The sequence below is a fragment of the Mycobacterium sp. UM_11 genome, from assembly GCF_001414075.1.
GTDB lineage: Bacteria > Actinomycetota > Actinomycetes > Mycobacteriales > Mycobacteriaceae > Mycobacterium.
This window is the reverse complement of the sequence record NZ_LATC01000100.1, coordinates 1-16,946: the sequence shown is the minus strand read 5'-3', so window position 1 is coordinate 16,946 and position 16,946 is coordinate 1. Positions and strand designations below refer to the sequence as shown.

Below are 16,946 nucleotides of genomic sequence, written 5' to 3'. Positions count from 1 at the left end.
TCAGATGTGTATAAGAGACAGGGGTTTTTCGGGCCTCCAGGGGGCGCGGAACCCGTGCCCTGCGAAGGCAGGTCGCCCGACGGGGGGAGGTCCTGTTGCCAATACGCCGGCAGCTGCCTGGTCGTGTTGGCGTCGTTCGTGTTCGGCGCCCACGGCGGAACCTGCCCGCCGTAGGCGGGGGCGTATGGCGCCTGCTCGGCGTACGCCGGATCGGTGGGCGGTGGGTACCACGGGCCCTGCGCCGGCAACGGGGGACTGAACCGGTCGGTGGGACGTGAATCGTTCATGTCCACCTCATGGATTGCAGAGTACCTGCGCCGGGCGCCCGAACGGCGAATCACCTCACCGGCGCCGGCTCAGGGGCACCCGTTGCCGGCGGCGAGGGCGGCGACCGTCATCGCCCGCATGACCGCGCGGGACCGCGCCGCGCGGGCCGGCTTCCCGCGCCCGGTGTCGGGGGACTTCATGCTGTGCGGCGTCGAATTGAGCAGGCCGAATACCGCGTGGGCGGTAAGCCGGGCGTCGGCCTCGGCCAGCTCGGGGTTGAGCTCGCGCAGCACCCCGACCCACACCTCAACGTACTGGCGTTGCGCTTTGCGTACCTGCTTCTCGGCCGCCTCGGGGAGGTGCGCAAGGTCGCGGTCCTGGATGCGGATCAGGTCCGGTTCGCCCAGCGCGAAGTCGAGGTGAAAGTCGATCAGGCCGTCCAGCGCCGCCGCCGCGTCACCGTTGCGGGCCCGCACCTCCCGGGCCCCGGCGAGCAACCGCGCGCTGATGCCCACCAGCAACTCGACCAGCAGCGACTCCTTGTTGGGGAAGTGCCGGTAGATCGCCGGACCGCTGACGCCGGCGGCCGCGCCGATGTCCTCGAGCCGCACGGCGAGGAAACCGCGCTCGGCGAACAGCCGCTCGGCCGCCGACAGCAGCTGCAGGCGCCGGTCGGATTTCAACTGGCTGCGGCGATTTGGGGCATCGGCGCCGTAAGAGGTGGACGTTGTCATCACGACCCCCCGTCCAGTTGGTTAATCGTCACTAACTTAGCAGATTATCGGCCGGTTAACCTGCTGTGATGAGCCAAGTCGTCGTCCCTGGACCGGCGGCACCGACGATGGTATTCTCTGCCGTGAGTTAATGAGCATTAACTCAAAAGCCCGCCCCGGGACGGCAAGGAGGCTGCTGCGGCGATGGACAAGGTGGTGGCGACGGCCGCCGAGGCGGTCGCCGACATAACCGACGGGTCGTCCCTGGCGGTCGGGGGATTCGGATTCTGCGGCATCCCCGAGGCGCTGATCACGGCGCTGGTCGACACCGGCGCCCGTGATCTTGAGACGGTGTCCAACAACTGCGGCGGCTACGGCGTCGGACTGGAAGCGCTGTTGCACCACAAGCGAATTCGCCGGGCCGTCGCCTCGTATTTCGGTGACAACTTGGAATTCGCCCGCCAGTTCCTCGCCGGTGAACTCGAAGTGGAGCTCACCCCGCAGGGCACGCTGGCCGAGCGGTTGCGCGCCGGCGGCGCGGGCATCCCGGCGTTCTACACGCCCGCGGGCGTCGGCACCCCGGTCGCCGACGGCGGCCTGCCGTGGCGCTACGACGCCTCCGGCGGCGTGGCGGTGATGTCGCCGCCCAAGGAGACGCGCGAGTTCGACGGTGTCACCTACGTTCTGGAGCGCGCGATCCGCACCGACTTCGCGCTGGTGCATGCCTGGAAGGGCGACCGGCACGGCAACCTGGTCTACCGGGCGGCCGCCGCGAACTTCAATCCCGATTGCGCCACGGCCGGCAGGATCACCATCGCGGAGGTCGAACACCTCGTCGAGCCGGGGGAGATCGACCCCGCCGCGGTGCACACGCCCGGCGTCTTCGTGCACCGGGTGGTGCACGTGCCGGATCCGGAAAAGCCGATCGAGAAGGTGACGGTGCGGTGAGTGCGCCGACGACGATGCAGAACGAAGTGATGAGGAGGAGTGGCGCCGAGTGAGCTGGAACAGGGACGGCCTCGCCGCGCGGGTGGCAGCCGAATTCGAGGACGGCCAATACGTCAACCTCGGCATCGGCATGCCCACCCTCGTCCCGAACCACATCCCGGCCGGTGTCACCGTCGTCGTGCATTCGGAGAACGGAATCCTCGGCGTGGGGCCGTATCCCCGGCCTGAGGACGTCGACGCCGATCTGATCAACGCGGGCAAGGAGACGGTCACCACGCTGCCGGGTGCGGCCTTCTTCGGTTCCTCGACCTCGTTCGGCATCATCCGCGGCGGACACCTCGACATCGCGGTGCTCGGGGCGATGCAGGTCTCGGCCGGAGGCGATCTCGCCAACTGGGTGGTCCCGGGAAAGATGGTGAAGGGCATGGGCGGCGCCATGGACCTGGTCCACGGCGCCCGCAAGGTGATCGCGATGATGGAGCACACCGCGCGCGACGGCAGCCCGAAAATCGTTGCGCGATGCACCCTTCCGCTGACCGGCGTGGGATGCGTCGACCGCATCATCACCGACTTGGCCGTCATCGACGTTCGCGACGACGGTCTGTACCTGATCGAGACCGCCCCCGGCGTCTCGGCCGACGAGGTGCTCGACAAGACCGAACCGCCGCTTGTGCTGGCGACAACCGGGAGGCAATCGTGAGTTCGTCCGCGATGACCGCGCCATCGTTCGCCGACGAGCATCGCCGGCTGGTCGCCGAGTTGAACGACAAGCTGGCGGCCGCGGCATTGGGCGGCAACGAGCGCGCCCGCGAACGCCACGTCAGCCGCGGCAAGCTGCTGCCGCGGGAGCGGGTGGATCGACTGCTCGACCCGGGCAGCCCGTTCCTCGAGCTCGCCGCCCTGGCCGCCAACGGCATGTACGACGACGAGTCCCCCGGCGCCGGAATCATCACCGGGATCGGCCGGGTGTCCGGCCGCGAGTGCGTGATCGTCGCCAACGACGCCACCGTCAAGGGCGGCACCTACTACCCGATGACCGTCAAAAAGCACTTGCGCGCACAGGAAGTCGCGCTGCAGAATCGGTTGCCCTGCATCTATCTGGTGGACTCCGGTGGCGCCTTCCTGCCGCGCCAGGACGAGGTGTTCCCCGACCGCGAGCACTTCGGCCGGATCTTCTACAACCAGGCGACCATGAGCGCCCAGGAGATACCCCAGGTCGCCGCCGTCCTCGGCTCGTGCACGGCGGGCGGCGCCTATGTGCCGGCCATGAGCGACGAGGCCGTGATCGTGCGCGAGCAGGGCACGATCTTCCTCGGCGGGCCGCCCCTGGTGAAGGCCGCCACCGGCGAGATCGTCTCGGCCGAAGACCTCGGCGGCGGCGACCTGCACTCGCGGGTCTCCGGCGTCACCGATCACCTCGCCGACGACGACGAGCACGCGCTGCGGATCGTGCGCGCCATCGCGGCCACCTTCGGGCCGCGCGAAGCCAGCCAATGGGACATCCAGCCCACGGTCGAGCCCAAACACGCCCAGAGTGAGCTCTACGACGTGGTGCCGCCGGATCCGCGGGTGCCCTACGACGTGCACGAGGTCGTCGTGCGGTTGGTCGACGGCGGTGAATTCAGCGAGTTCAAGGCCAATTACGGCAAGACGCTGATGACGGCCTTCGCCCGCATCCACGGCCATCCGGTCGGGATCGTCGCCAACAACGGCGTCCTGTTCAGCGAATCCGCTTTGAAGGGCGCGCATTTCATCGAGCTGTGCGACAAACGCAGGATTCCGCTGCTGTTCCTGCAGAACATCGCGGGGTTCATGGTCGGCCGCGACTACGAGGCCGGCGGCATCGCCAAGCACGGCGCCAAGATGGTGACCGCCGTGGCCTGCGCCCGGGTGCCCAAGCTCACCGTCGTGATCGGCGGCTCCTACGGCGCGGGCAACTATTCGATGTGCGGACGCGCGTATTCACCGCGCTTCCTGTGGATGTGGCCCAACGCGCGCATCTCGGTGATGGGCGGCGAGCAGGCCGCGTCGGTGCTGGCGACGGTGCGCGGTGAGCAGCTCGCCGCGGCCGGGACACCCTGGCCGCCCGACGAGGAAGAGGCGTTCAAGGCGCCGATTCGCGCGCAATACGAGGACCAGGGCAACCCGTACTACTCGACCGCGCGCCTGTGGGACGACGGCATCATCGATCCAGCCGACACCAGAACGGTTGTGGGGCTAGCCCTTTCGGTATGCGCGCACGCCCCGTTGGAACCGGTGTCCTACGGCGTCTTCCGGATGTGATGACCATGTTCCAGACCGTATTAGTGGCCAACCGCGGAGAGATCGCGGTTCGGGTGATGCGTACGCTGCGCCGGTTGGGGATCCGGTCGGTCGCGGTGTACAGCGACCCCGACGCCAACGCCCGGCACGTCCTGGAGGCCGACACGGCCGTGCGCCTCGGCCCCGCCGCGGCCCGCGAGAGCTACCTCGACATCGCCAAGGTGCTCGACGCGGCGGCCCGCACGGGCGCCCAGGCGATCCACCCGGGCTACGGATTCCTATCCGAGAACGCCGAATTCGCCGCCGCCTGCGAGCGCGCCGGGGTGGTGTTCCTCGGCCCGCCGACGCGGGCGATCCGGGTGATGGGCGACAAGATCACCGCCAAGAACGCGGTCGCCGCCTTCGACGTGCCGGTGGTGCCCGGTGTGGCCAAGCCCGGGCTGAGCGACGACGAGTTGGTCGCGGCCGCCGACGAGATCGGTTACCCGGTGCTGATCAAGCCGTCGGCGGGGGGCGGCGGCAAGGGCATGCGCCTCGTGGATGACCCGGGCCGGCTGCGCGATGCCCTGTCGGGCGCGCGCCGCGAGGCGGCCTCGTCGTTCGGCGACGACACCTTGTTCCTGGAGCGATTTGTGTTGCGCCCCCGGCACATCGAAGTGCAGGTGCTGGCCGACACCCACGGCAACGTGGTGCACCTCGGCGAGCGCGAATGCAGCCTGCAGCGGCGCCACCAAAAAGTGATCGAGGAGGCGCCCTCGCCGTTGCTCGACCCGCAGACGCGCGCCCGCATCGGGGCGGCGGCCTGCAACACCGCGCGCAGCGTCGACTACGTCGGCGCGGGCACGGTGGAGTTCATCGTCTCGGCCGATCGTCCGGACGAGTTCTTCTTCATGGAGATGAACACCCGCCTGCAGGTGGAACACCCGGTCACCGAGGCGATCACCGGGCTGGACCTGGTGGAGTGGCAGCTGCGGGTGGCGGCCGGGGAGAAGCTGGGCTTCGCGCAGGACGACATCGAATTGCGCGGCCACGCGGTCGAGGCCCGGGTGTACGCCGAGGATCCCGCGCGGGGATTCCTGCCCACCGGCGGCCGGGTGCTGCAGGTGAGCGAGCCCGGCGGCGCCGGCGTCCGGGTCGACTCGTCGCTGCTGGCGGGCACGGTGGTCGGCAGCGACTATGACCCGATGCTGAGCAAGGTGATCGCCTACGGCGAGGACCGCGACGAGGCGCTGGCGAAACTCGATGGGGCGCTGGCGCAGACGGCGATCCTGGGCGTGCAGACCAACATCGAGTTCCTCCGGTTCCTGCTGGCCGACGAACGCGTGCGCGCCGGTGACCTGGACACGGCGCTGCTGGACGAGCGGGTGGCGGACTTCGCGCCGCTGCCGGCGCCCGACGACGTGCTCGCCGCCGGCGGCCTGTACCGGCAGTGGGCGCTGAACCGTCACGCCGCGGGCAACCCCTGGGCCGTTCCGACCGGCTGGCGGGTCGGGGGTGCGCCGGCCCCCGTGCGGACCGAGATGCAGACCCAGCTGCGCAGCGACACGGTGTCGGTGTGGGGGCCACCGGACGGCGCGCGGGTGCAGGTGGGAGCGGGTGAGATCCGTTCCGCCAGTGTGCAAGTCGACGGTGCCCGGATGGACGTCACGCTGGACGGGATGCGCCGCGAATACCGATTCGCCGAGGCCGACCGCCACCTGTGGATCGCCGACGAGCGGGGAGCGTGGCACCTGCGCGAGGCCGAGGAACACAAGATTCACCGCGCCGCCGGTGCGCAGCAGGCCGAAATCCTGAGCCCCATGCCCGGCAGTGTCATCGCCGTCCAAGCCGACTCCGGCGCCGAGGTCGCCGAGGGCGACGTGGTGGTGGTCGTCGAGGCGATGAAGATGGAACACTCGCTCCCCGCGCCGGTTTCGGGACGAGTGGAGCTCCTGGTGTCCGTCGGCGATCAGGTCACGGTCGACCAGGTGCTGGCCCGGCTGGTGCCCGAAGAGCCCGACGCAGCAGCCGATTCGAGTAAGGACGAAACATGACCACATCCATCACCGCGGGAACCCTGCCCAAGGAATACGAGGACCTTCGTGACACGGTCGCCGAATTCGCGCGCACCGTCGTCGCGCCGGTGTCGGCCAAACACGATGAAGAGCACAGCTTCCCGTACGAGGTCGTCGCCAAAATGGGGGAGATGGGGCTGTTCGGCCTGCCGTTCCCCGAGGAGTACGGCGGGATGGGTGGGGACTACTTCGCCCTGTCGCTGGCGCTCGAGGAACTCGGCAAGGTCGACCAGTCGGTGGCGATCACCCTCGAAGCGGGCGTCGGCCTCGGGGCGATGCCGATCTACCGCTTCGGCTCCGAAGAACAGAAGGCCAAGTGGCTGCCGGACCTCGCCGCCGGGCGCGCCCTGGCCGCGTTCGGGCTGACCGAGCCGGGCGCCGGTTCCGACGCGGGCGCCACCCGAACCACGGCCCGGCTCGACGATGGCGAGTGGGTGATCAACGGCAGCAAGCAGTTCATCACCAACTCCGGCACCGACATCACCAAGCTGGTCACGGTCACCGCGGTCACGGGCAGCATCGCCGATGGGAAAAAGGAGATCTCGACGATCATCGTGCCCAACGGCACACCGGGATTCACCGTCGAACCGTTCTACAGCAAGGTCGGATGGAACGCCTCGGACACGCACCCGCTGAGCTTCGCGGACGCCCGCGTCCCGGAGGAGAACCTGCTGGGCGCCCGCGGCACGGGTTATGCGAACTTCTTGTCCATCCTGGACGAGGGCCGCATCGCGATCGCCGCGCTGGCGACCGGGGCGGCCCAGGGTTGCGTCGACGAGAGCGTCAAGTACGCGAAGGAACGCCAGTCCTTCGGGCAGCCGATAGGCTCCTATCAGGCGATCAGCTTCAAGATCGCGCGGATGGAAGCGCGCGCGCATGTCGCGCGTACGGCCTACTACGACGCGGCCGCAAAGATGTTGGCCGGCAAGCCCTTCAAGAAGGAGGCAGCCATCGCGAAGATGATCGCGTCGGAAGCCGCCATGGACAACGCGCGCGACGCCACCCAGATTCACGGCGGGTACGGGTTCATGAACGAGTACCCGGTGGCGCGGCACTACCGCGACAGCAAGATCCTCGAGATCGGTGAGGGGACCACCGAGGTGCAGTTGATGCTCATCGCGCGGTCGCTGGGGCTGTCGTGACCGACAAGTCAATCGTCCAGCGGGGCCTGTGGTTCGAGGAATTCGAGACCGGCACGACGTACCTGCACCGGCCCGGCCGCACCATCACCGAGGCCGACAACGTCTTGTTCACCACGCTGACGATGAACACCCAGTCGCTGCACCTCGACGCGGCGTGGGCCGCCGAGCAACCGGGCTTTCGGGGCGAGCGGTTGGTGAATTCGATGTTCACGCTGTCCACCCTGGTCGGGTTGTCGGTATCGCAGCTGACGCTGGGCACCATCGTGGCCAACCTCGGCTTCTCCGAGGTGTCGTTCCCCAAGCCCGTCTTCCACGGCGACACCCTGTACGCGGAGACCGTGTGCACCGGCAAGCGCGAGTCGAAGAGCCGGCCGGGCGAAGGGATCGTCACCCTCGAGCACACCGGACGCAATCAGCACGGCGACGTCGTCGCGCGGGCGGTGCGGACCACGCTGGTGCAGAAGCGGCCGGACGGCGAGGAGTCCCGATGAAACTGCAAGCCGCCGGTCCGGGCTGGCTGTTCTGCCCGGCCGACCGCCCCGAGCGCTTCGCCAAAGCCGCGGCCGCGGCCGACGTGGTGATCCTCGACCTCGAGGACGGCGTGGCCCAGTCGGACAAGGCCGCCGCGCGCAAGGCGCTGGCCGAGACCCCGTTGGATCCCGAGCGCACCGTGGTGCGCGTCAACGCGGCCGGCACCGAGGAGCACGCCCGCGACCTGGACGCCCTGGCCGAGACGCCCTACACCACGGTGATGCTGTCGAAGACCGAGTCGGCCGCCCAGGTGTCCGCGCTGGCGCCCCGTGACGTCATCGCGCTGATCGAGACGCCCCGCGGGGCGGTGTTCGCCACCGAGATCGCCGCCGCGGAGGGCACCGTCGCAATGATGTGGGGCGCCGAGGACCTCGTCGCGGCCCTCGGCGGTAGTTCCAGCCGCCTGGCCGACGGCACCTACCGAGACTTCGCCCGCCATGTCCGGTCGACGGTCCTGCTGGCGGCGTCCACCTTCGGCCGGGCCGCGCTCGATGCGGTGCATCTGGACATCCGCGACGTCGAAGGCTTGCGGGCCGAAGCCGCGGACGCCGTCGCGGTGGGTTTCCACGGGACCGTGTGCATCCACCCGACCCAGATCGCCGTCGTGCGCGAGGCCTACCGGCCCAGCGAGGAGAAAGTTGACTGGGCGCGAAGGGTATTGGAGGCGGCGCGCACCGAGCGCGGTGTTTTCGCCTTCGAGGGACAAATGGTCGACTCGCCGGTGCTCAAGCACGCGGAAATGCTGGTGCGCAGGGCGGGGCAGTCCGGCGCCGGGTGACGGTCGAACCCTCGCAACGCAACCGCGTTGTCGGTGGCCGCGACACGGTCGCGATCACCGCGGTCTCTTCTCTTTTGAGCGCATAATGGTGGGTACGCCAGTGTCGCGGCGAGCGAGGCCTTTCGGGTAGCTGGCGATCGACTTCGGCTCGCGGTGGGTCCCGGCTGAGCTTTGGCTGTGGCCCTGCGGCACCGAAGTAGGGAGACGGTATGGCGACGGTGCCTCAACTGCCGATGACCGTCGACCTCGAGCCGGTGCAACTCGTCGCCGCGGACGGCACACCGACGCCCGAACTCCGCTACGGCCGTGACCTTCCCGCGGAGACACTGTGCTGGCTCTACGAGATGATGATGGTCACCCGCGAGCTGGACACCGAGTTCATCAACCTCAAGCGCCAGGGGGAGTTGGCGCTGTTCGCGTCGTGCCGCGGCCAGGAGGCCGCGCAGGTGGGGGCGACCACCTGCTTGCGCAAGACGGACTGGCTGTTTCCCCAATACCGGGAGCTGGGTGCGTATCTGGTGCGCGGCATCCCGCCCGGGCACGTCGGCGCGGTGTGGCGCGGAACCTGGCATGGCGGACTGGAATTCACCAAAAAGTGCTGCGCCCCGACGTCGATCCCGATCGGCACCCAGACCCTGCACGCGGTCGGCGCTGCGATGGCGGCGCAACGTCTCGGCGAGGATTCGGTGACGGTGGCCTTCCTCGGTGACGGCGCCACCAGCGTCGGCGACGTGCACGAGGCGCTGAACTTCGCGGCCGTCTTCAGCGCGCCGTGCGTGTTCTTCGTGCAGAACAATCAGTGGGCGATTTCCGTTCCGCTGCACAAGCAGACCGCGGCACCGTCCATCGCGCACAAGGCCATCGGCTACGGGATGCCGGGGATCCGGGTGGACGGCAACGACGTGCTGGCCTGCTACGCGGTGATGGCGGAGGCCGCCGCGCGCGCCCGGGCCGGCGGCGGCCCGACGTTGATCGAGGCGGTCACCTACCGGCTCGGCCCGCACACCACGTCCGACGATCCCAGCCGCTACCGGACCCAGGAGGAAGTGGACCGCTGGACGGCGCTCGACCCGATCCCGCGATACCGCACCTACCTTCAGGGACAGGGCATTTGGTCGACGCGGTTGGGGGACCGGGTGGCCGCCCGTGCGAAGCGCATGCGCGCCGAATTGCGCGACGCGGTGTTCGGCGCGCCCGATTTCGACATCGACGAGGTGTTCACCACGGTGTACGCCGAGATGACGCCGGGATTGCAGGCGCAGCGCCAGCAGCTGCGGGCCGAGCTCGACCGCAACGACGGGGAGGCGTGAATGACTCAGCTCGCCGATCGTCCGGCCACCCCCGACGAAACCCGCACGGCCGCAAAGCAGCACACCGCTCTCGGCGCGCAAGTGATGACCATGGTGCAGGCGCTCAACCGGGCCCTGCACGACGCGATGGCCGCCGACGAGCGGGTGCTGGTGTTCGGCGAGGACGTGTCGGTCGAGGGCGGGGTGTTCCGGGTGACCGAGGGGCTGGCCGGAACATTCGGCGAGCAGCGCTGCTTCGACACGCCGCTGGCCGAATCCGCCATCATCGGTATCGCGGTGGGACTGGCGCTGCGCGGATTCGTGCCGGTGCCCGAGATTCAGTTCGACGGGTTTTCCTACCCGGCGTTCGATCAGGTGGTCAGCCATCTGGCGAAGTACCGCACCCGCACCCGCGGCGAGATCAACATGCCGGTGACCGTGCGCATCCCGTCCTTCGGCGGAATCGGTGCGGCCGAACATCATTCGGACTCGACCGAGTCGTATTGGGCCCATACCGCCGGCCTGAAGGTGGTGGTTCCGTCCTGCCCGTCCGACGCGTACTGGTTGCTTCGCCACGCGATCGCCTGTCCGGACCCGGTGATGTTCCTCGAGCCGAAGCGGCGCTATCAGGTCCGCGGGTCGGTGGATACCGAGCGGCCCGAACCGCCGATCGGGCGGGCGATGGTGCGCCGCGCCGGCTCCGATGTCACCGTGGTCACCTACGGCAGCCTGGTCAGCACCGCGGTCGGCGCCGCGGAAGAGGCTCAGCGGCAACGCGGTTGGAGCCTGGAGGTCGTCGACCTGCGGTCACTGGTGCCGTTGGATTTCGAGACCGTGGCGGCGTCGATTCGCCGGACTGGGCGTTGCGTGGTGATGCACGAGGGCCCGCGCAGCCTGGGATATGGCGCGGGGTTGGCCGCCCGGATCCAGGAGGAGATGTTCTACGAGCTGGAGGCGCCGGTCCTGCGCGCCTGCGGATTCGACACCCCGTACCCGCCCGCCCGGCTGGAGCGACTATGGCTACCCGGCCCCGACCGGCTGCTGGACTGCGTCGAGCGTTCCCTGGGGCAGCCATGAGCGCCGACGAGCGGGTCAAGGCGTTCCGCGTCCCGGATCTCGGTGAGGGATTGCAGGAAGTGACGGTGACCCGCTGGAACGTCGCCGCAGGCGACGACGTCGAGCTCAACCAGGTGTTGTGTTCGGTGGAGACGGCGAAGGCGGAGGTGGAACTGCCCAGCCCGTACGCGGGCCGAATCGTCGAAACCCACGGCGGGGAAGGCGATGTGCTCGCGGTGGGGGCGGTGCTGGTCCGCGTCGACACCGCACCGGTGAACGGCGACGCCCCTGGTGGAGCGGTACCCACGCTGGTGGGCTACGGCGCCGACGCCGGCGTCGACGCCAGCCGACGCAGCCGCCCGCTGGCCGCCCCTCCGGTGCGCAAACTGGCCAAGGAGCTGAAGGTCGACCTGAGCTCGGTGCAGCGCGAGCCCGACGGCATCATCACCCGGGCGGAAGTGTTGGCCGCGGCCGGCCTGAACGGCGCCGACGTTCGCCCGGTCCGCGGCGTGCAGGCCCGGATGGCCGAGAAAATGACGTTGTCGCACAGGGAGATCCCGGCCGCCAAGGTCAGCGTCGCGGTTGACTGCTCCGAACTGTTGCGGCTGTCGGACCGAGCGTCGGCGGATCAGCGGATCACCCCGTTCGTGCTGACCTTGCGGCTGCTGGTGATCGCGCTGCGCCACAACGAGATTCTCAACTCGACATGGGTGGACTCACCCGATGGCCCGCACGTGCGCGTCGAGCATCGGGTCCATCTGGGTTTCGGGGTGGCCACCGATCGCGGGTTGTTGGTCCCGGTGATCGCCGACGCGCATACCAAGACCACCCGCGAATTGGCCGGCCGGACGGCCGAATTGATCGCCGGGGCGCGCGAGGGCATCCTGACGCCGGGGGAGATGCGCGGGTCCACGTTCACCGTGTCCAACTTCGGGGCTTTAGGCGCCGACGACGGCGTGCCGGTGATCAACCACCCCGAGGCGGCCATCCTGGGGATGGGCGCGATCAAGCCGCGCCCGGTGGCCGTCGCCGATCAGGTGGTGGTGCGCCCGACGATGACGCTGACTTGCGTGTTCGACCACCGCGTCGCGGACGGCGCCCAGGCGGCCCGATTCGTCAGCGAGCTGAGGGACTTGGTCGAGTCGCCGATGACCGGGTTGCTCGACCTCTGACGGCTCAGGGGTGCGGCGGGACGGGGCACCAGAACAGGCCGCAGTTGAAGCTGGGCGCGCGCGAAGGCGGCGGGGGCGGGTACGGCGGCGGGTTGTCGGTGTCCCAGCACTGGTTCCAGTATCTGTTTTCGCCCCATGCCGGGTTCCACGGTTGATTGGGGCACCAGTAGACCCGCGGCGCGGGGGCCGGCTGGGCCTGGGCGATGCCTTCGACCAGAGCCGTTCCGGCCGTCGCGAGGCCGCTGGCCAACAGGGCCCCGGCGGCGAGTCGGGTGAGGGTCTGGGTGATCTCCACGGGCATGTCCTTCGCTAGGGCGCCACGCCTGTCGGCGTCTTCGTAGCAAAGCACACTTTTGCGGAATCGCTACCGATCCCAACTTCCGAACCTGCGTCGGCGCTACCTGCGTTGCGCCGCGGCCAGTCGCTGAGCGAATTCCGGTGACTGGATGGAGTAGGCCTGCGGCCCGAGCTCGGTGCGCATCGCCCAGGCGTGCTGCTCGTTATCCACCGATCCCGGGCTGATGGTCGTGCGCATGGTGGCCTTGGTCGCCAGCACGACCTCGCGCGGGGCGTTCGCGGGCCCGGCGGCGAGCTCCAGCGCCGCCGCCACCGGATCGTCGGCGGCGGACAGCGCCAACCCGTGCCGCACGGCGGCTTCGGCGTCGAAGCGCATGCCGAACAACAGGGCCGCGCGGGCCACCTGCGGGCCCACGGCTCGCTGGAGCATCCAGGTCGCACCGCCGCCGGGATGCAGTCCCAGCTTTTGGAAGCGGGCGTCGAACAACGCCGCCGGCCCGGCGATCCGCACGTCGGCCGCCAGCGCGAGATTCAGTCCGGCGCCGACGGCCGCGCCGTTCACCGCGGCGATGGTGGGCAGCCGGCAACCGCCGACGGCCATGAAGCCGTCGTAAAGCTGTTGCAGACCCGCCTCGGCTTTGTCACCGCCCGCGGCGGCGAGCGCGCTCAGGTCCGCGCCCGCGCAAAACGCCTTGCCGGCACCGGTGACCACCACGGCGTGAACGTCGGGGTCGGCCTCGGCCCGCTCGACGGCCGCGCGCAGGCGAGCCGACATCTCGGCGGTGACGGCGTTGCGCCGGTCGGGGTCGTTGACGGTGATGACCGCGACGCGGCGCTCGACGGTGAACAAGACGGGGTCGGATTCGGCCATCGGGCACCTCCGCGGCTTGGGCTGGCGGCCCCGGGCGACGCACGATTGCCGTGCCGTCGGCTGCTATTCCGGGCCACGGTAAGGGTACTGCGCGGCGTGCATACGGGCGGTCGGGGTCGCGCCGACCGGATTTCGCCCGTTTCGCAGCAGCAAGCTGCGGTGGATGGCCCGGGGGCGGGCGGCGGGCGCGAAAGAAACGCACGGCAGCGGCCGGGCGTGAATGGCGGCCCACGCTCTGGCCGTGCCCTTTAACGGCACTCGTATTGTGCGAGTCGCCGCGAGGATTTGCGTGGCGCACACGATACGAGCGAGGCCCCACCGCGGAAAAAAATGGCCGTGCAAACGCAAATGCGTTTGCGGCACCTTCCCGCGGACGGGCGCGCGGACCTACCGAATTGCATGGAAATAATTCAGCGACGTAATGAATTGTCGCGGTTTAAGTCGCGGTCAGTTCGCTCTCGACCGGGTCGGGTCGTGCCAACCGCTTCGCCAGCTGGTCCAGCGCCGCCTGGCGCCGTCTGACCCCAAACGTCCGGTGGTCCCGCACGGGCCCCTGCAGCGCTGTGGCCGGCATCGCGTCGTGGCGCAACCGATTGTTCGCGTAGTGGATTGCCGCATCGATCATTTCGATGTACTGCTCCGCCTCGTCGAGCGCACAGGTGCCCTCTATGCACTGGATCTCATCCCAACAGGGATACGACGAGTACCTGGCATCGAGCCGTTGCTGCGATACCTGCGAACCGAAGTAGCCACGCCAGTCCCGGCTTAGCCACCCCCGTGTCTTGACCTCAACTTTTATCCTATTTCCCAGGCCGGCTACGAATTTGGGTTCTCCAACTCGTACCACCGGTTGCCAGTCGTCCGACGTCATCATCGACCACCCCTCGAATAGAGACGCCTTTAAGTCATGATCCCCCTGCTGGCGTCATCCGCTCGTACGACACGCCAATTGTTGTTCCCCAACCCTCAAATGGGCAAACGCTAGAACGAACGGTTGGCTCGGCACTTGTTAAATGCCGGTTTCCGGCTGCTGTCTTTGGACGCGCCGCGGTGCGCGCGCCCCCATCAACGGCGTATTGAGCGTATTGAGAATGCGCCGCCCCGCCGTATTGCACCGCCAGACGAGTTCGGCGACGCTGGGGTGGGTCAATCCGGTGCGGATAACGAGGGGAAGCGCGATGGCGAAGGTTCTGTTCGTGGTGAGCGGCGCGAGTTATTGGACGCTGAAGGACGGCACCAGGCATCCGACCGGCTATTGGGCCGAGGAGTTCGCGGCCCCCTACCGCGAGCTCACCAACGCCGGTCACCAGGTCGTGGTCGCCACCCCGAAAGGCGTTGTGCCGCATGTGGATGTGATGAGCCTGCGCCCGTCGATGGCCGGCAGCGAAGAGATCGCCCTGGAACTCGAGGAGATCCTGCGCTCCGCCGAGGAGTTGCGCCGACCGATCGAGCTGGCCGACGCCCGCCTCGAGGACTACGACGCCGTCTACTACCCGGGCGGGCACGGCCCGATGGAGGACCTTTGGCAGGACGCCGACTCGGGCCGGCTGCTGACCGCGGCGCTCGCGTCCGGCAAGCCGCTGGCCATCGTCTGCCACGCGCCGGTCGCGATGATGGCCACCCGGCGCAATGGGGCGTCGCCGTTCGCCGGGTACAAAGTCACCGCCTTCACCAATGACGAAGAGGACGGGGTGGGGCTGCGGGCGAAGGCCCGCTGGACCGCCGAGGACGAACTGGTGAAGATGGGCGTCGACTTCTCCCGCGGTGAGGTCTGGAAGCCCTACACGTTAAAAGATCGCAATCTCTTCACGGGTCAGAACCCGGCCTCCGCTGGACCTTTGGCGAAAGAGTTCATCAAGGAACTCCGTTAGGCCAGTGCCGCGGGCCATCCGGGGTCACACTTGTGCAATGAACGTAAGTGACTGCATTGCCGATGCGCTGGGTGCAGCGCCAGCGCGGGTGGCGTGATGGTGCCGGAGCCGCAGCGGCGCGGCCCACTCAAAGGCCTCTCGGACATCCGCGCGTTCTTCCACACGAACAAGGTCCCGCTGTTCTTCGTCTCGCCGACGCCGTTCAACTTGCTCGGCGTCGACCGCTGGATACGAAACTTCTTCTACCTGACCTACTTTGACTCGTTCGAGGGCACCCACTCGCGCGTGTTCGTGCCCCGCCGACGTGACCGCCGCGATTTCGATTCCATGGACGACGTCTGCAGCCACCTCCTGTCCGACCCCGAGACGATCGAGTTCATCGCCGGCAAAGGTCCGGGCGGCAAGTGCTGTTTCGTGATGATGAACGCGGAAATTCAGGCCCTCGCCCGGTCGGCGGGCCTCGAGATCATGCACCCGCCGATCGAGCTCCGCGAGCGCCTGGGCTCCAAGATCGTGATGACGCGCCTGGCCGACGAGGCAGGGGTGCCCAGTGTGCCCAACACGATCGGGCGGGCCACCACCTACGACGAACTCCTGGCGCTCGCCCACGACGCCGGCTTGGGTGACGACCTGGTCATCTCGATCGCCTACGGCAACGCCGGCAGCGGGACGTTCTTCGTGCACGGTCAGCGCGACTGGGACGAGCACGCCGGCGACCTCGTCGGGCAGGAACTCAAAGTGATGAAGCGGATCCGCAACGTGGAGGTGTGCCTCGAGGGGGCCGTGACCCGCCACGGGACCGTGGTCGGCCCCGCGATGACGAGTCTGGTCGGTTACTCCGAGCTCACTCCGAGCCGGGGCAGCTGGTGCGGCAACGACATCTGGCACGAGGTTCTTCCGCCCGCCCAGACGCACGCCGCGCGGGAAATGGTGACCAAGCTCGGCGACGTCATGCGCCGCGAGGGATACCTCGGCTACTTCGAGGTGGACCTCCTGCACGATCTCGACTCCGACGAGCTTTACCTCGGTGAGGTGAATCCGCGCCTGTCCGGCGCCAGTCCGATGACGAACCTGACCACCGAGGCCTACGCCGACATGCCGCTGTTCCTGTTCCACCTGCTCGAATACATGGACGTGGACTACGAGCTCGACATCGACGAGATCAACGAGCGGTGGGAGCGGGGCTACGGCGAGGACGAGGTCTGGGGCCAGGTCATCCTGACGGAGACGTCGCCGGATATCGAGATCTTCACCGCGACGCCGCGGACGGGGGTTTGGCGCCTCGACGACGACGGCCGGGTCTCCTTTTCGCGGACCGCCAACGACTGGGCAACGCTGCTCGACGGGTCCGAGGCCTTTTACATGCGGGTCGCCGCGCCGGGCGACTTGCGTTCCGAGGGCGCGCAGCTCGGCGTGCTCGTCACCCGCTCACACCTGCAGACCGACGACTATCAGCTGAGCGACCGCTGCCAGCGCTGGGTCAAGGGCATGAAGGCGAAGTTCACCTCGACGCCCCTGACGCCGGCCGCGCCCATCGTTTCCCGGCTTGTCGCGCGCGCGTGACTCGCCCTGCCGGGATGTCACTGGACAACTGGCTCGCGCCGCCCTACTCGCGCTGGTCGTTTCAGCACATCGAAGACATGGTGCCGACCGCGATCATCTCGCGCTGTCTCTTATACACATCTGACGCTGCCG

At 68.6% G+C, this 16,946-nt stretch carries 16 protein-coding genes and 1 pseudogene; 12 read left to right on the top strand and 5 right to left on the bottom strand.

Going from position 1 to position 16,946, the window contains the following annotated elements:
• Together WU80_RS25590 and WU80_RS20270 are read right to left on the bottom strand one after the other, a co-directional pair.
• A pseudogene (locus WU80_RS25590) lies at positions 1-293 on the bottom strand (hypothetical protein); the annotation flags it as partial.
• Positions 294-356: 63 nt separating this feature from the next.
• Entirely contained in the window at positions 357-1,001 is a 645-nt protein-coding gene (locus tag WU80_RS20270; RefSeq protein ID WP_055404874.1) for a TetR/AcrR family transcriptional regulator, read from the bottom strand.
• A 183-nt stretch (positions 1,002-1,184) separates the two neighbouring features.
• On the opposite strand from WU80_RS20270, the gene WU80_RS20265 reads away from it, so the two are divergent.
• From WU80_RS20265 to WU80_RS20220, 10 genes are all read left to right on the top strand, one after another.
• Complete coding sequence (locus WU80_RS20265) at positions 1,185-1,928, top strand: CoA transferase subunit A (RefSeq protein WP_055404873.1); 744 nt, start codon at positions 1,185-1,187, stop codon at positions 1,926-1,928.
• 49 nt (positions 1,929-1,977) lie between these two features.
• Positions 1,978-2,628, top strand: coding sequence for a CoA transferase subunit B (locus WU80_RS20260; RefSeq protein ID WP_055404872.1), 651 nt, complete (start codon positions 1,978-1,980; stop codon positions 2,626-2,628).
• An 11-nt stretch (positions 2,629-2,639) separates the two neighbouring features.
• Positions 2,640-4,211 carry a carboxyl transferase domain-containing protein gene (locus WU80_RS20255; RefSeq protein ID WP_055404871.1) on the top strand — a complete coding sequence of 524 codons (1,572 nt, stop codon included), beginning with the start codon at positions 2,640-2,642 and terminating at the stop codon, positions 4,209-4,211.
• 5 nt (positions 4,212-4,216) lie between these two features.
• A complete protein-coding gene (locus tag WU80_RS20250; protein ID WP_055404877.1) occupies positions 4,217-6,223 on the top strand; it encodes an acetyl/propionyl/methylcrotonyl-CoA carboxylase subunit alpha in 2,007 nt (668 codons plus the stop codon).
• Positions 6,220-7,386 carry an acyl-CoA dehydrogenase family protein gene (locus tag WU80_RS20245; protein ID WP_055404870.1) on the top strand — a complete coding sequence of 389 codons (1,167 nt, stop codon included), beginning with the start codon at positions 6,220-6,222 and terminating at the stop codon, positions 7,384-7,386. The genes WU80_RS20250 and WU80_RS20245 overlap by 4 nt, the downstream gene beginning before the upstream one ends.
• The gene (locus WU80_RS20240; RefSeq protein ID WP_055404869.1) at positions 7,383-7,877 is read left to right on the top strand and encodes a MaoC family dehydratase; all 495 of its coding nucleotides are present in this window, start codon (positions 7,383-7,385) and stop codon (positions 7,875-7,877) included. Before WU80_RS20245 ends, WU80_RS20240 begins: the two co-directional genes overlap by 4 nt.
• Complete coding sequence (locus tag WU80_RS20235; RefSeq protein ID WP_055404868.1) at positions 7,874-8,695, top strand: CoA ester lyase; 822 nt, start codon at positions 7,874-7,876, stop codon at positions 8,693-8,695. The genes WU80_RS20240 and WU80_RS20235 overlap by 4 nt, the downstream gene beginning before the upstream one ends.
• Before the next feature lie 209 nt (positions 8,696-8,904).
• Complete coding sequence (pdhA, locus tag WU80_RS20230; protein ID WP_055404867.1) at positions 8,905-10,005, top strand: pyruvate dehydrogenase (acetyl-transferring) E1 component subunit alpha; 1,101 nt, start codon at positions 8,905-8,907, stop codon at positions 10,003-10,005.
• Complete coding sequence (gene bkdB, locus WU80_RS20225; protein ID WP_055404866.1) at positions 10,006-11,061, top strand: 3-methyl-2-oxobutanoate dehydrogenase subunit beta; 1,056 nt, start codon at positions 10,006-10,008, stop codon at positions 11,059-11,061.
• The gene (locus tag WU80_RS20220; RefSeq protein ID WP_055404865.1) at positions 11,058-12,212 is read left to right on the top strand and encodes a dihydrolipoamide acetyltransferase family protein; all 1,155 of its coding nucleotides are present in this window, start codon (positions 11,058-11,060) and stop codon (positions 12,210-12,212) included. Before bkdB ends, WU80_RS20220 begins: the two co-directional genes overlap by 4 nt.
• A gap of 4 nt (positions 12,213-12,216) precedes the next feature.
• Here WU80_RS20220 and WU80_RS20215 read toward each other — a convergent pair whose 3' ends face one another.
• From WU80_RS20215 to WU80_RS20205, 3 genes are all read right to left on the bottom strand, one after another.
• Positions 12,217-12,507: a hypothetical protein gene (locus WU80_RS20215; protein WP_156349677.1), complete on the bottom strand. Its 291-nt coding sequence runs from the start codon at positions 12,505-12,507 to the stop codon at positions 12,217-12,219.
• Between the two features lie 102 nt (positions 12,508-12,609).
• The gene (locus WU80_RS20210; protein WP_055404863.1) at positions 12,610-13,380 is read right to left on the bottom strand and encodes an enoyl-CoA hydratase; all 771 of its coding nucleotides are present in this window, start codon (positions 13,378-13,380) and stop codon (positions 12,610-12,612) included.
• A 436-nt stretch (positions 13,381-13,816) separates the two neighbouring features.
• A complete protein-coding gene (locus WU80_RS20205) occupies positions 13,817-14,251 on the bottom strand; it encodes a hypothetical protein (RefSeq protein WP_055404876.1) in 435 nt (144 codons plus the stop codon).
• 307 nt (positions 14,252-14,558) lie between these two features.
• Between WU80_RS20205 and WU80_RS20200 the strand changes: the two genes are divergently transcribed.
• On the top strand, positions 14,559-15,251 hold the full coding sequence (locus WU80_RS20200; protein WP_055404862.1) for a type 1 glutamine amidotransferase domain-containing protein: 693 nt from the start codon (positions 14,559-14,561) through the stop codon (positions 15,249-15,251).
• Positions 15,252-15,347: 96 nt separating this feature from the next.
• Complete coding sequence (locus WU80_RS20195) at positions 15,348-16,814, top strand: biotin carboxylase (RefSeq protein WP_055404875.1); 1,467 nt, start codon at positions 15,348-15,350, stop codon at positions 16,812-16,814.
• Positions 16,815-16,946 lie beyond the last annotated feature (132 nt).

Coding starts and splice junctions, on each gene's coding strand:
- WU80_RS20270 (WP_055404874.1), bottom strand. CDS start 1,001: ATGACAACGTCCACCTCTTACGGCGCCGATGCCCCAAATCGCCGCAGC.
- WU80_RS20255 (WP_055404871.1), top strand. CDS start 2,640: ATGACCGCGCCATCGTTCGCCGACGAGCATCGCCGGCTGGTCGCCGAG.
- pdhA (WP_055404867.1), top strand. CDS start 8,905: ATGGCGACGGTGCCTCAACTGCCGATGACCGTCGACCTCGAGCCGGTG.
- WU80_RS20220 (WP_055404865.1), top strand. CDS start 11,058: ATGAGCGCCGACGAGCGGGTCAAGGCGTTCCGCGTCCCGGATCTCGGT.
- WU80_RS20210 (WP_055404863.1), bottom strand. CDS start 13,380: ATGGCCGAATCCGACCCCGTCTTGTTCACCGTCGAGCGCCGCGTCGCG.
- WU80_RS20235 (WP_055404868.1), top strand. CDS start 7,874: ATGAAACTGCAAGCCGCCGGTCCGGGCTGGCTGTTCTGCCCGGCCGAC.
- bkdB (WP_055404866.1), top strand. CDS start 10,006: ATGACTCAGCTCGCCGATCGTCCGGCCACCCCCGACGAAACCCGCACG.
- WU80_RS20265 (WP_055404873.1), top strand. CDS start 1,185: ATGGACAAGGTGGTGGCGACGGCCGCCGAGGCGGTCGCCGACATAACC.
- WU80_RS20245 (WP_055404870.1), top strand. CDS start 6,220: ATGACCACATCCATCACCGCGGGAACCCTGCCCAAGGAATACGAGGAC.
- WU80_RS20205 (WP_055404876.1), bottom strand. CDS start 14,251: ATGACGTCGGACGACTGGCAACCGGTGGTACGAGTTGGAGAACCCAAA.
- WU80_RS20200 (WP_055404862.1), top strand. CDS start 14,559: ATGGCGAAGGTTCTGTTCGTGGTGAGCGGCGCGAGTTATTGGACGCTG.
- WU80_RS20195 (WP_055404875.1), top strand. CDS start 15,348: ATGGTGCCGGAGCCGCAGCGGCGCGGCCCACTCAAAGGCCTCTCGGAC.
- WU80_RS20250 (WP_055404877.1), top strand. CDS start 4,217: ATGTTCCAGACCGTATTAGTGGCCAACCGCGGAGAGATCGCGGTTCGG.